The sequence below is a fragment of the Streptomyces sp. NPDC087440 genome, from assembly GCF_044744005.1.
Classification (GTDB): Bacteria; Actinomycetota; Actinomycetes; order Streptomycetales; family Streptomycetaceae; genus Streptomyces.
On record NZ_JBIUXN010000008.1, the window covers coordinates 16,921 to 31,136 of the forward strand.

Below are 14,216 nucleotides of genomic sequence, written 5' to 3' on the forward strand. Positions count from 1 at the left end.
CGGCACCTTCGGGCGGCGCGGGACGTTCACCGTGTTGACAGTGGTGCGCCTTCACAGCTGTGGACCTCCCGGGGCGGCTGGGTCCTCGCTTACGATGGCCGTTGCGGTGGGGCCCGCCTGCCGTGCCCGCGCCAAAGTCAGTACCGACCAGAAGTCACACCGACCCAGTGCACAGGCCCGACCGGCAAGGAGACCAGCCTCAGTGTCCGTCTTCAACAAGCTCATGCGTGCAGGCGAAGGCAAGATCCTGCGCAAACTGCACCGCATCGCGGACCAGGTCAACTCCATCGAAGAGGACTTCGTCAACCTCTCCGACGCCGAGTTGCGCGCCCTGACCGATGAGTACAAGCAGCGTCACGCCGACGGCGAGAGCCTCGACGACCTGCTGCCCGAGGCCTTCGCGACCGTCCGCGAGGCGGCCAAGAGGGTCCTCGGCCAGCGCCACTACGACGTCCAGCTGATGGGCGGCGCCGCGCTGCACCTCGGTTATGTCGCCGAGATGAAGACCGGTGAGGGCAAGACCCTCGTCGGCACGCTCCCCGCGTATCTGAACGCACTGTCCGGCAAGGGCGTGCACCTGATCACCACGAACGACTACCTCGCCGAGCGCGACTCCGAGCTGATGGGCCGGGTGCACAAGTTCCTCGGCCTGGAGGTCGGCTGCATCATCGCGAACATGTCGCCGGCCGAGCGCCGCGCACAGTACGCCTGCGACATCACGTACGGCACGAACAACGAGTTCGGCTTCGACTACCTCCGCGACAACATGGCCTGGTCGCAGGACGAACTCGTCCAGCGCGGCCACAACTTCGCGATCGTCGACGAGGTCGACTCGATCCTCGTCGACGAGGCCCGTACGCCGCTGATCATCTCCGGCCCCGCCGACCAGGCCACCAAGTGGTACGGCGACTTCGCGAAGCTCGTGACCCGCCTGAAGAAGGGCGAGCCGGGCAACCCGCTGAAGGGCATCGAGGAGACCGGCGACTACGAGGTCGACGAGAAGAAGCGCACCGTCGCCATCCACGAGCCGGGTGTCGCGAAGGTCGAGGACTGGCTGGGCATCGACAACCTCTACGAGGCCGTCAACACCCCGCTCGTCGGTTACCTCAACAACGCGATCAAGGCCAAGGAACTCTTCAAGAAGGACAAGGACTACGTCGTCATCGACGGCGAAGTCATGATCGTCGACGAGCACACCGGCCGTGTGCTCGCGGGCCGCCGCTACAACGAGGGCATGCACCAGGCGATCGAGGCGAAGGAAGGGGTGGACATCAAGGACGAGAACCAGACCCTCGCCACGATCACCCTGCAGAACTTCTTCCGCCTCTACGACGGTCTGTCCGGCATGACCGGTACGGCGATGACCGAGGCCGCGGAGTTCCACCAGATCTACAAGCTGGGCGTCGTGCCGATCCCGACCAACCGGGACATGGTCCGCATCGACCAGTCGGACCTGATCTACCGCACCGAGGTCGCCAAGTTCGCGGCGGTCGTCGACGACATCGTCGAGAAGCACGAGAAGGGCCAGCCGATCCTGGTCGGCACCACCTCGGTCGAGAAGTCCGAGTACCTGTCGCAGCAGCTCGCCAAGCGCGGTGTGCAGCACGAGGTGCTCAACGCCAAGCAGCACGACCGTGAGGCGCCGATCATCGCCCAGGCCGGCCGCAAGGGTGCCGTGACCGTCGCCACGAACATGGCCGGTCGCGGTACGGACATCAAGCTCGGCGGCAACCCGGACGACCTCGCCGAGGCCGAGCTGCGCCAGCAGGGCCTGGACCCGGAGGAGCACATCGAGGAGTGGGCGGCCGCGCTGCCCGCCGCCCTGGAGCGTGCCGAGGCCGCGGTGAAGGCCGAGCACGACGAGGTGAAGGCGCTCGGCGGCCTGTACGTCCTGGGCACCGAGCGGCACGAGTCGCGCCGTATCGACAACCAGCTGCGCGGCCGTTCCGGCCGTCAGGGCGACCCGGGCGAGTCCCGGTTCTACCTGTCGCTGGGCGACGACCTGATGCGTCTGTTCAAGGCGGCCATGGTCGAGCGCGTCATGGCGATGGCGAACGTCCCCGACGACGTGCCGATCGAGAACAAGATGGTCACCCGTGCCATCGCCTCCGCACAGTCGCAGGTCGAGCAGCAGAACTTCGAGACCCGCAAGAACGTCCTGAAGTACGACGAGGTCCTCAACCGCCAGCGCGAGGTCATCTACGGCGAGCGCCGTCGTGTCCTGAAGGGCGAGGACCTGCACGAGCAGATCAAGCACTTCATGGACGACACGATCGACGCCTACATCCAGGCCGAGACCGTCGAGGGCTTCGCCGAGGAGTGGGACCTGGACCGCCTGTGGGGCGCGTTCAAGCAGCTCTACCCGGTGAAGATCACCGTCGAGGACCTGGAGGACGCGGCGGGCGACCGCGCCGGGATCACGGCGGAGTTCATCTCGGAGTCCGTCAAGGACGACATCTACGAGCAGTACGCGGCCCGCGAGAAGCAGCTCGGCTCGGAGATCATGCGCGAGCTGGAGCGCCGCGTGGTGCTGTCCGTGCTGGACCGCAAGTGGCGCGAGCACCTCTACGAGATGGACTACCTCCAGGAGGGCATCGGCCTGCGCGCCATGGCGCAGAAGGACCCGCTGGTGGAGTACCAGCGCGAGGGTTTCGACATGTTCAACGCCATGATGGACGGCATCAAGGAGGAGTCCGTCGGCTACCTGTTCAACCTGGAGGTCCAGGTCGAGCAGCAGGTCGAGGAGGTCCCGGTGCAGGACGGTCCCTCGCTCACCAAGGAGGACGCCGTGCCCGCGGGCGCCTCGCGTCCGGAGATCCACGCGAAGGGCCTGGAGGCTCCGCAGCGTCCGGACCGGCTGCACTTCTCCGCGCCGACCGTGGACGGCGAGGGCGGCATCGTCGAGGGCGACTTCGAGAACGCCGGCGCCGACGGGCCGACCCGTTCGGAGTCCGACGGCATGACCCGTGCCGAGCGTCGCAAGGCGCAGAAGGCCGCGGGCAGCCGTCGCCGTAAGAAGTAGTTCCTGGCGGTACGTTTCCGGGCGCGCGCTCCTTCGGGGGTGCGCGCCCGGCGGTGTTTCCCGCCCTCTCAGGCCCTCGCGGGCGCCTTTTCGCCGCCCAGCTCCAGGGCGGTGCAGCGCCAGCGCCGGTCGGGGGTCTGCTCCAGCCGGAAGGCCATGGCGCGCACCTGTTCGCCGGCGCCGATGCCGGCGCACGCCTCGATGACGCCGGGGCGGGGGCTGAAGCCGCGGCAGTGCCGCACGACGGGGCGCACGCCCCGGGTGCGGAACGGTGTCCTGGGGGCGTGGTCGAGCAGCTGGTCGTAGGCGTCGCGGAACATCAGGTTCAGCATGCTGTGCGCCGGGCGCTGTCCGCTGAGCACGGCCAGCAGCAGTTCCGCGAACTGTCGCTGCGGGGTGCGAGGGGCCTGCGGCCGGGTGCGGGCGCCGGAGGGGCCGCGGGAGTCGCGACGGGTGGTGCCGGGCCGGGTCGTCGTGCTGTGCATGGAGATCGCCCCGCTCTGCCGGGCCGGTGGGATACCGGGCGGTAACTTCTGGTGGAGCATCTTGTACGGGGCCGGGCCGCCCGGCGGCAAGAGGCGCACGGGGCCCCGGCGCACCACTGGCCGAATCACCTATCAGGGTGGCCGCCGGACCCGGGGGCGGGGCGGGCACGGGGGGCGTGCGGCGCCGGGTGGACGGCCGCGCGGGGGGACCGCCGCCCTGATGGGGGACCCGGAACGTACTCTTGAGGCCCAGCTGTTGCCCTGTCGAGAAGCCCTTCCGGCCAGGGAAGCGACGACGAAAGCGGCCCCGATGCGCGTCTACGTACCTCTCACCCTTCCCGGTCTCGCGGCGGCGCACAAGGCCGGTGAGCTGGGGCCCGGACCGCTCGTCGCGTACGCGGTGACGCCGGGCCTGCGCGAGTGGTACGTCTCGGACGACATCGAGGAGCTGGAGTACGCCGCCCTGGGGCGCGCCGCGGCCGCCTCGCTGCGGCTGGTCGCCGGGGACCCCGCGGCCGAGCGCCGCCGCATCGTGGTCGCCGCGGACGTCGCGGACACCCTGGTGACCGCCGACCCCGACGGGCGGGGGATGGACGCCGGGGCCATCGGCGAGGTGCGCGTCGAGGGAGTCGTACCGCTGAAGAAGGCGGCGGCCGTGCACGCGGACGCCGACGACGCGCGCGAGGACGTGACGGCCGCGGCCGCCGCCCTGGGGGCTGCGGACCTCGGGGACGACGACGCGCAGTTCGTGGTGGACGGCGCGGAGGACCACGAGCTGCTGTGGTTCGGGGTGCAGGAGATTCCCGGGCTGCTGGGCTGAGGTGCCCGGGCGGGGGTCCGCACCCTGGTCAGTGGCTTTGTCAGTGGCGGTGGGTAACGTTCTTTCATGAGGACGCACCTGGTCTGGGACTGGAACGGCACACTGCTCGACGACATCCACGCGGTCGTGGGGGCCTCGAACGCCGCCTTCGCGGAGATCGGCCTGGCACCGATCACCGTCGAGCGCTACCGCGAGCTGTACTGCATACCGATCCCCAGGTTCTACGAGCGGCTGATGGGCCGCCTGCCCACCGACGCGGAATGGCTCGTCATGGACGCCGCCTTCCACCGGCACTACGTCGAACTGCGGGCGGCCTGCGGGCTGACCGACGGGGTCGAGGAGATACTCACCGGCTGGGGTGCGGCCGGGCGCAGCCAGTCGCTGCTGAGCATGTACGGGCACGACGAGCTGGTGCCCGTGGTGCGCGGCTACGGCATCGAGCGCCACTTCGTGCGGGTCGACGGCCGCACCGGTCCCTCCGGGGGCACCAAGGCGGAGCACATGGTGCGCCACCTCGCCGCCCTTCAGGACGTCGACCCGGCGCGCGTGGTGGTCATCGGCGACGCGGTCGACGACGCCCTGGCGGCGGCGCACGTCGGCGCGGGCGCGGTGCTCTACACGGGCGGCTCGCACAGCCGGGCCGTGCTGGAGGCCGCCGGGGTGCCGGTGGTGGACTCGCTGACGGACGCGGTGCGCATAGCGGAGGACATGGCGGCCTGAGAGCCCCGCGCACAGGCCACCCCGGGGCTCCTGGCGCCCGGTGCCCGGGCCCCAGGCCCCGGGGCGCGGGTGCTCAGGTCACCGGGGCCTTCGCCCGCAGGACGGTCAGGAACTCGCGCATCCAGCGCGAGTGGTCCGGCCAGGCGCGCGCCGACACCAGCGTGCCGTCGACGACCGCCTCCGCGTCCTGGAAGGTCGCCCCGGCACTCTGCATGTCCAGCTCCAGCGCCGGATACGCGGTGACCCTGCGACCGCTGAGCGCGCCCACCGCCGCGGTCAGCAGCGGCCCGTGGCAGATCTGGGCGACGGGCTTGTCGGTGTCGAAGAACGACTTGAGGATCTTGCGCAGCTCGGGGTCGTTGCGCAGGTACTCGGGGGCGCGGCCGCCGGGGATCACCAGCGCCACGTAGTTGCCGGGGTCCACCTCGGAGAAGGCGAGGTCGGCGGGCCAGGTGTAGCCGGGCTTCTCGGTGTACGTGTCGAAGCCCGCCTCGAAGTCGTGCACCACGAAGCGCAGCTGCTTGCGGGCCGGTGCGGCGATGTGGACGTCGTACCCCTCCTCGCGCAGCCGTTGGTAGGGGTAGAGCACTTCGAGGCTTTCGGCGGCATCGCCCGTGACGATGAGGATCTTCGCTGACATGGCAGCTCCGCGGAGAGGGGGAGTGGACGGTGGTTCGGCCAACGTGCCCCCGGGCGCCGCTTTTGCCAAGGGGGCGTGCGCGTGCCGGACCCCTCCACGCGCCCACCGGACTCCACACGCCGTGACCGACGAGGCACACGGGGCCCCTGTGCCGGAATGGACAAAGCGTCGAACTCCTCCGCGTTTTGTCCAACGCCCCGCGAATAACGCCTCCCGGGCAAGGAGGGATAGCCTGGTGCCGTGATCAGCGCGATACGCCTCGGGGGCGGTGCAGCCCCCGGCCTTCGCCCGGCGCACTACCGTGCCCGGGCCACCGCTGGTTTTCCGACCCCGGACACGACGCCGAAACCGGCGTCCGGCCCGGGTGTCATCGTGATCCCACTTCGCGGCACAACGTCAGAAGCGACCGGAGACACCGCGTCGTGGCGTTGTACTTTCTCCACCACCTACGTCACGCAACGGCGCGCGACAGGAGCCAGAGGACATGCAGACCAAGCTGGACGAAGCCAAGGCCGAGCTGCTCGCACGGGCCGCCCGGGTAGCTGAGAACAGCCCGGCGGGGGGACTAACTCCGACTGGGTCCGAGAGCGAAGGGGCGCCCGACCAGGACGCGCTGCTCGCGTACCTCCAGCGCTATTACCTGCACACAGCCCCGGAAGACCTCAGCGACCGCGACCCGGTCGACGTCTTCGGGGCGGCGCTTTCGCACTACCGGCTGGCGGCGAACCGCCCGCAGGGCACGGCGAACGTACGGGTGCACACCCCGACCGTCGAGGAGAACGGGTGGACGTGCAGTCACTCGGTCGTGGAAGTCGTGACGGACGACATGCCCTTCCTCGTCGACTCGGTGACCAACGAGCTGTCCCGGCAGGGCCGCGGCATCCACGTCGTCATTCACCCCCAGGTGCTGGTGCGCCGTGACGTGACCGGCAAGCTCATCGAGGTGCTCTCCAAGCAGATCACCGGCGAGCTGCCGCACGACGCGATCGTCGAGTCGTGGATCCACGTCGAGATGGACCGCGAGACCGACCGCGGCGACCTCAAGCAGATCACCGCCGACCTGCTGCGCGTCCTGTCCGACGTCCGCGAGGCCGTCGAGGACTGGGAGAAGATGCGCGACTCCGCGCTGCGCATCGCCGACGAGCTGCCCGGCGAGCCCAAGGCCGCCGACCTCCCCGACCAGGAGGTCGAGGAGGCCCGCGAGCTGCTGCGCTGGCTGGCCGCCGACCACTTCACCTTCCTCGGCTACCGCGAGTACGAGCTGACCGGCGAGGACTCCCTCACGGCCGTCCCCGGCACCGGGCTCGGCGTCCTGCGCTCCGACCCGCAGCACCACGAGGACGACGAGACGCACCCCGTCTCCCCGTCGTTCTCCCGGCTGCCCGCCGACGCCCGCGCCAAGGCCCGCGAGCACAAGCTCCTGGTGCTCACCAAGGCCAACAGCCGCGCCACCGTGCACCGTCCCTCGTACCTCGACTACGTCGGTGTGAAGAAGTTCGACGCCGAGGGCAACGTGGTGGGCGAGCGCCGTTTCCTCGGCCTGTTCTCCTCCGCCGCGTACACCGAGTCGGTGCGCCGCGTCCCCGTCATCCGGCGCAAGGTCGCCGAGGTCCTCGAAGGCGCCGGTTTCACCGCCAACAGCCACGACGGCCGCGACCTGCTCCAGATCCTGGAGACCTACCCGCGCGACGAGCTGTTCCAGACGCCCGTCGACCAGCTGCGCTCCGTCGTCACGTCCGTGCTCTACCTCCAGGAGCGGCGCCGGCTGCGGCTGTACCTGCGCCAGGACGAGTACGGCCGCTACTACTCGGCGATCGTCTACCTGCCGCGCGACCGCTACACCACCGGTGTGCGCCTGCGCCTGATCGACATCCTCAAGGAGGAGCTCGGCGGCACCAGCGTCGACTTCACCGCCTGGAACACCGAGTCGATCCTCTCCCGCCTGCACTTCGTCGTCCGCGTCGAGCCCGGCACCGAGCTCACCGTCCTCACCGAGGCCGACGTCGAGCGCATCGAGGCCCGCCTCGCGGAGGCCGCCCGCTCCTGGTCCGACGGCTTCGCCGAGGCCCTCAACGCCGAGCTCGGCGAGGAGCGCGCCGCCGAACTGCTGCGGCGGTACGGTCACGCCTTCCCCGAGGGCTACAAGGCCGACCACTCGCCGCGCGCCGCGGTCGCCGACCTGGTGCACCTGGAGCAGCTCAGCCAGGGCGTCAAGGACTTCGCCCTCAGCCTGTACGAGCCGGTGGGCGCCGGTCCCGGCGAGCGCCGCTTCAAGATCTACCGCACCGGCGAGCAGGTCTCCCTGTCCGCCGTCCTGCCGGTGCTCCAGCTGCTGGGCGTCGAGGTCGTCGACGAGCGTCCGTACGAGCTGCGCTGCGCGGACCGTACGCACGCCTGGATCTACGACTTCGGGCTGCGCATGCCGCAGATCCCGGGCGTCGGCGACTACCTCGCCGACGACGCCCGCGAGCGCTTCCAGGACGCCTTCGCGGCCGTGTGGACGGGTGCCGCCGAGAACGACGGCTTCAACTCGCTGGTACTGCGCGCCGGGCTGACCTGGCGCCAGGCGGTCGTGCTGCGCGCGTACGCGAAGTACCAGCGCCAGGCGAAGTCGACCTTCAGCCAGGACTACATGGAGGACACCCTCCGCAACAACGTCCACACCACCCGGCTGCTGGTCTCCCTGTTCGAGGCACGCATGTCGCCCGAGCGGCAGAAGGCGGGCACCGAGCTCATCGACGGGCTGCTCGAAGAGCTCGACGGCGCGCTGGAGCAGGTCGCCTCGCTCGACGAGGACCGCATCCTGCGCTCCTTCCTGACCGTCATCAAGGCGACGCTGCGGACGAACTTCTTTCAGAAGGCGGACGACGGCAAGCCGCACGCGTACGTGTCGATGAAGTTCGACCCGCAGGCGATCCCCGACCTCCCCGCGCCGCGCCCGGCGTACGAGATCTGGGTGTACTCGCCGCGCGTGGAGGGTGTGCACCTGCGCTTCGGCAAGGTCGCGCGCGGTGGTCTGCGCTGGTCGGACCGGCGCGAGGACTTCCGTACCGAGGTGCTCGGCCTGGTCAAGGCGCAGATGGTGAAGAACACCGTCATCGTGCCCGTCGGCGCCAAGGGCGGCTTCGTCGCGAAGAACCTGCCCGATCCGTCGGTGGACCGGGACGCGTGGCTGGCCGAGGGCATCGCCTCGTACAAGACGTTCATCTCGGCGCTCCTCGACATCACCGACAACATGGTCGCTGGTGAGGTCGTGCCCCCGAAGGACGTCGTCCGGCACGACGAGGACGACACGTACCTCGTGGTCGCCGCCGACAAGGGCACCGCGACGTTCTCCGACATCGCCAACGAGATCGCCGTCGCCTACGACTTCTGGCTCGGCGACGCCTTCGCCTCCGGCGGCTCCGTCGGCTACGACCACAAGGGCATGGGCATCACCGCCCGCGGCGCCTGGGAGTCCGTCAAGCGGCACTTCCGCGAGCTCGGGCACGACACCCAGACCGAGGACTTCACGGTCGTCGGCGTCGGCGACATGTCCGGCGACGTGTTCGGCAACGGCATGCTGCTGTCCGAGCACATCCGTCTGGTGGCCGCGTTCGACCACCGGCACATCTTCATCGACCCGAACCCGGACGCCGCCGTCTCCTACGCCGAGCGCCGTCGTCTGTTCGAGCTGCCGCGCAGCTCCTGGGCCGACTACAACAAGGACCTCCTGTCGCAGGGCGGCGGCATCCACCCGCGCAGCGCCAAGTCCATCCCGGTGAACGCCGCGATGCGCGAGGCGCTGGGTCTGGAGCCGGGCACCGCCAAGATGACCCCGGCCGACCTGATGCAGGCCATCCTCAAGGCGCCGGTCGACCTTTTGTGGAACGGCGGCATCGGTACGTACGTCAAGTCCTCCGCCGAATCCAACGCCGACGTCGGCGACAAGGCGAACGACGCCATCCGCGTCAACGGTGAGGACCTGCGGGTCAAGGTCGTCGGCGAGGGCGGCAACCTGGGCGCCACCCAGCTCGGCCGCATCGAGTTCGCCCGCGAGGGCGGCCGGATCAACACCGACGCCATCGACAACAGCGCCGGTGTGGACACCTCCGACCACGAGGTGAACATCAAGATCCTGCTCAACGCGCTCGTCACCGACGGCGACATGACCGTCAAGCAGCGCAACAAGCTGCTGGCCGAGATGACCGACGAGGTCGGCACGCTGGTGCTGCGCAACAACTACGCGCAGAACACCGCCCTGGCGAACGCCGTCGCCCAGTCGCCGTCGCTGCTGCACGCGCACCAGCGCTTCATGCGGCGCCTCACGCGTGACGGTCACCTGGACCGGGCGCTGGAGTTCCTGCCCAACGACCGCCAGATCCGGGAATTGTTGAACAATTCCAAGGGGCTGTCGCAGCCGGAGCTGGCCGTGCTGCTCGCGTACACGAAGATCACCGTCGCGGACGAGCTGATCTCCACCGAGCTGCCCGACGACCCGCACCTGCGGGTGCTGCTGCACGAGTACTTCCCCGCCGCCCTGCGGGAGAAGTTCGCCGAGCAGATCGACGCCCACGCGCTGCGCCGCGAGATCATCACCACGGTGCTGGTCAACGACACCGTCAACACCGGTGGCTCGACCTTCCTGCACCGGCTGCGCGAGGAGACCGGCGCGTCCATCGAGGAAGTCGTACGGGCGCAGTTCGCGGCCCGGGCGATCTTCGGCCTCAGTGACGTCTGGGAGGCCGTGGAGGCCCTCGACAACCAGGTCGCCGCCGAGGTCCAGACGCAGATCCGGCTGCACTCGCGGCGCCTGGTCGAGCGCGGCACCCGCTGGCTGCTGGGCAACCGCCCGCAGCCGCTGGAGATCGGCGAGACCGTCGAGTTCTTCCGGGCGGGCGTGGCGCAGGTCTGGGCGGACCTGCCGAAGCTGCTGCGCGGCGCGGACCTGGAGTGGTACCAGGGCATCCTCGCCGAGCTCACCGCCGCCGGTGTGCCGGAGGACCTGGCGCTGCGCGTGGCGGGCTTCTCCTCGGCCTTCCCGATCCTCGACGTGGTCGCCATCGCGGACCGCCTCGACAAGGAGCCGATGGACGTCGCCGAGGTGTACTACGACCTCGGTGACCGGCTCGGCATCACGCAGCTGATGGACCGCATCATCGAGCTGCCGCGTGCCGACCGCTGGCAGTCCATGGCCCGCGCCTCCATCCGCGAGGACCTGTACGCCGCCCACGCCGGCCTGACCCAGGACGTGCTGTCCGTCGGGAACGGCAGCTCCACCCCGGAGCAGCGCTACAAGGCGTGGGAGGAGAAGAACGCGGCCCTGCTGGGACGCGCGCGTTCCACCCTGGAGGAGATCCAGGGCTCGGACGACTTCGACCTGGCGAACCTGTCGGTGGCGATGCGCACCATGCGCACGCTGCTGCGCAACCGGGTCTGACGCAGGAGTCGAAGGGGCCCACCACACCGTGGTGGGCCCCTTCGGGCTCTCTAGGGTGCGCGCCGGGTGACCGTCGACGCCCACAGGCGGCGGCACGCCAGCACGGCCGCGGCCACCAGCAGTCCGTTGCGCAGGAGCATCAGCAGGCAGCCGTACACCGTCCCGGACGTCACCTGTCCGTACGCCAGGGGGTACGCGAGGGTGCTCACGAAGGACGCCAGCAGCAGGAGCTTCACCACCGGGCGCAGCACGCTCTCGCGCAGCGTCAGGCACACGGCGGACAGCCCGATCAGCCAGATCATGTACTGCGGGCTGATCACCCTGCTGGTGACCACGAACAGCAGCACCGCGCACAGGGCCGCGTCGCACGCCGTCGCAGCGGTCCAGCGCCGCGCCTTCACCCGCCACAGCAGCAGCCAGCCGAACGCCGCCACCGTCAGCGCCAGGGACAGGTGCGCGACGGTGGACACGTACGGGCCGAGGTACTCCATCGCGCCGTAGCGGTACTCGACCCGGTACGCCCCCTCGTACGGGGCGCCGACGAGCCGGGCGAGCGCCAGCACGGTGCCGCCCAGCGACTCGATCTGCACGCCCCTGTTGCCCTGCTGGCGCAGGAAGTCGAAGGTGTGCGAGAACGCCAGCGCCAGCACTCCCAGCAGCGCCGCGGCCGACACCACGGCCGATCCCCAGGCCGCCTTGGTGGTACGTCCCCGGGGTGCGCCCAGGAGCGCCAGCGCCGGCCACACCTTCACCAGAGCGCCGACGGCGGCCAGCGCCCCGGCCGGCACCGGCCGCCTGCGCAGGGCGAGCAGCGAGAGCACCGCGAGGGCGGTCACCTGGACGTCGTAGCGCACCAGGGGGACGTGCAGCAGCATCGGCAGTCCGGCGACCCACACCCAGGCGCCCGCGAGGCGGCCCTGCGGGCGTCCCGCGCGCACCAGCGCGGCGGTGACCACGGCGTCGACCAGGAGAGTGAGGGCGACGAACGCCTGGAAGTAGCTGAGCCCGGGCACCAGCGCCGGTGACAGGATCACCAGGGCGGCGCCCGGCGGGTACTGCCACATCACGTCGTCCAACGGGAAGGCGCCGGTGAGCAGTTGCTCGTACCAGGTCCGGTAGATCCGGTGGACCTCGCCGTTGATGCCGTCGCCGACCCGGCCGAACACCTCCGAGACCAGCAGGACCTGGAGGGCGCGGGTGAGGACCCACACGGCGGCCAGGCGGACGGGAGAGGGCCGGGCAGAGGGCCCGGGGGCCGTCGGGGCGGCCGGGGCGCTGGGGGCGAGCTGCGGGGGCGTCATCGCCGGGATTTTAGAACGCCCGTGCCGCAAACGGCCGTCACCTGGCGTTTCCCGGCCGAACCGCAGCTGCCCCGTCACCCGCCCTTCGCCGCGGTCGACCGTTCGTACGCGGCCACCACCTCCTCGGCGGGACCGTCCATCCGGAGTGTGCCCGACTCCAGCCACAGGGCCCGGTCGCAGGTCTCGGTGATGGTCCGGTGGTGGTGGCTGACCAGGAACACGGTGCCCGCCTGCTCGCGCAGTTCGGCGATGCGGCGGCGGCTGCGCTCCTGGAAGCGGGCGTCTCCGGTGGACAGGGCCTCGTCGATCAGCAGCACCTCGTGGGTCTTGGCGGCGGCGATGGAGAACTTCAGGCGCGCGGACATGCCGGAGGAGTAGGTGTTCATGGGCAGCGAGATGAAGTCGCCCTTCTCGTTGATGCCGGAGAACGCGACGACGGAGTCGTAGCGTTCCCTGACCTCCTGGCGGGAGATGCCCATCGCGAGGGTGCCCAGGACGACGTTTCGTTCACCCGTCAGATCGTTCAACAATGCTGCGTTCACGCCGAGCAGGGAGGGCTGCCCCCGGGTGAGCACCCGGCCCCGGTCGGCGGGCAGGAGTCCGGCCACCGCCTGGAGGAGGGTGGACTTGCCGGAGCCGTTGGAGCCGATCAGCCCGATCGCCTCGCCCTTGCGTGCGACGAAACTGACGCCCTTGACGGCGTGCACCGTGCGCACGGCGGGGGAGGGCGCCCGGGAGAGGAGCCCGCGCAGGGCCCTGACGGCATTGCCCCGGCCCGAACCCGCGCCGTGCACCCGGTAGGTGACGTGCAGGCCGTCCACGACGACGGTGGGGGTGTCCCCGGCGGTGGCCGTGTCCTCGGCGGTCGGTGCGGGCTCAGCCACGGCCGTACCTCTCCTCCGCGCGCCAGAAGTACACGAGGCCGCCCGCGCCCGCCACGAGCGCCCAGGCGGCGGCCAGCGCCCACACGTGCGCCGGGAGCTGTGCGGCGCCGTAGCTGTCGATCAGCGCGTACCGCACCAGTGCGATGTACACGGCCGCCGGATTGCACTCCAGGAGCACCCGTACGGCCTCCGGGACCCTGTCGCCCCTGACGAGCTGCGCCACGCTCCACATCACGCCGGACGTGTACATCCACGTGCGCAGCAGGAACGGCAGCAGTTGCGCCAGGTCCGGTGTGCGGGCCGCCAGCCGGGCCAGCACCAGCGCCACACCGGTGTTGAAGAGGGTCTGGAGCGCGAGGGCGGGCGCCGCGAGCAGCCAGGAGGGCCGCGGGAGCTGTCCGCAGCACACCAGGATGGCGGCCAGCACGCCCAGCGAGACCAGCAGTTGCTGGAGCTGTTGCAGGGCGTACGAGACGGGCAGGGCGGCGCGCGGGAAGTGCAGCGCCCGCACCAGGCCGAGGTTGCCGCTGATGGCGCGGGCGCCCGCCGTCAGGGTGCTCTGCGTGAACGACCACACGAAGACGCCGGTCACCAGGAACGGCACGAAGTCGGTGACGTCGTCCTTGGTGTGCATCAGCTCGCCGAAGACGACGTAGTACACGGCCGCGTTCAGCAGCGGTGTCAGCACCTGCCACAGCTGCCCGAGCCGGGCGCCGCTGTACTGCGCGGTGAGGCGGGCGGTGGCGAAGGCCATGACGAAGTGCCGCCGCGACCACAACTGCCGGACGTACTGCGGCAGGGAAGGGCGCGCACCACTGACGGTGAGGCCGTGCGCGAGGGCGTAGGCGGTGAGGTCGGGCGGGAGGGGTCGGGGCGGTGCGGTGGAGGTGGCCATGGGGCTGCTTTCGCTGGGCGGGCCGGTTTC

9 protein-coding genes are annotated in these 14,216 nt (G+C 70.5%); 4 read left to right on the top strand and 5 right to left on the bottom strand.

Annotated elements, in window-relative coordinates:
- Positions 1 to 202: 202 nt before the first annotated feature.
- Positions 203 to 3,022 carry a preprotein translocase subunit SecA gene (secA, locus tag ACIO3O_RS17865; protein WP_401746578.1) on the top strand — a complete coding sequence of 940 codons (2,820 nt, stop codon included), beginning with the start codon at positions 203 to 205 and terminating at the stop codon, positions 3,020 to 3,022.
- Between the two features lie 68 nt (positions 3,023 to 3,090).
- Here the strand turns inward: secA and ACIO3O_RS17870 are convergent, their stop codons facing one another.
- Positions 3,091 to 3,507 carry an Rv3235 family protein gene (locus ACIO3O_RS17870; protein ID WP_401746581.1) on the bottom strand — a complete coding sequence of 139 codons (417 nt, stop codon included), beginning with the start codon at positions 3,505 to 3,507 and terminating at the stop codon, positions 3,091 to 3,093.
- A 310-nt stretch (positions 3,508 to 3,817) separates the two neighbouring features.
- Between ACIO3O_RS17870 and ACIO3O_RS17875 the strand changes: the two genes are divergently transcribed.
- On the top strand, positions 3,818 to 4,327 hold the full coding sequence (locus ACIO3O_RS17875; protein WP_401746584.1) for a DUF6912 family protein: 510 nt from the start codon (positions 3,818 to 3,820) through the stop codon (positions 4,325 to 4,327).
- Between the two features lie 66 nt (positions 4,328 to 4,393).
- Positions 4,394 to 5,047, top strand: coding sequence for an HAD family hydrolase (locus ACIO3O_RS17880; protein WP_401746586.1), 654 nt, complete (start codon positions 4,394 to 4,396; stop codon positions 5,045 to 5,047).
- Positions 5,048 to 5,120: 73 nt separating this feature from the next.
- Here the strand turns inward: ACIO3O_RS17880 and ACIO3O_RS17885 are convergent, their stop codons facing one another.
- Complete coding sequence (locus tag ACIO3O_RS17885; RefSeq protein WP_401746589.1) at positions 5,121 to 5,687, bottom strand: DJ-1/PfpI family protein; 567 nt, start codon at positions 5,685 to 5,687, stop codon at positions 5,121 to 5,123.
- 484 nt (positions 5,688 to 6,171) lie between these two features.
- Between ACIO3O_RS17885 and ACIO3O_RS17890 the strand changes: the two genes are divergently transcribed.
- Entirely contained in the window at positions 6,172 to 11,106 is a 4,935-nt protein-coding gene (locus tag ACIO3O_RS17890) for an NAD-glutamate dehydrogenase (protein ID WP_401746592.1), read from the top strand.
- Between the two features lie 50 nt (positions 11,107 to 11,156).
- On the opposite strand, the gene ACIO3O_RS17895 is transcribed toward ACIO3O_RS17890, so the two are convergent.
- From ACIO3O_RS17895 to ACIO3O_RS17905, 3 genes are all read right to left on the bottom strand, one after another.
- Entirely contained in the window at positions 11,157 to 12,407 is a 1,251-nt protein-coding gene (locus ACIO3O_RS17895) for a glycosyltransferase family 87 protein (RefSeq protein ID WP_401746595.1), read from the bottom strand.
- A gap of 74 nt (positions 12,408 to 12,481) precedes the next feature.
- A complete protein-coding gene (locus ACIO3O_RS17900; protein WP_401746596.1) occupies positions 12,482 to 13,291 on the bottom strand; it encodes an ABC transporter ATP-binding protein in 810 nt (269 codons plus the stop codon).
- Positions 13,284 to 14,186: an ABC transporter permease gene (locus tag ACIO3O_RS17905; RefSeq protein ID WP_401746599.1), complete on the bottom strand. Its 903-nt coding sequence runs from the start codon at positions 14,184 to 14,186 to the stop codon at positions 13,284 to 13,286. The genes ACIO3O_RS17900 and ACIO3O_RS17905 overlap by 8 nt, the downstream gene beginning before the upstream one ends.
- Between the last annotated feature and the right edge of the window lie 30 nt (positions 14,187 to 14,216).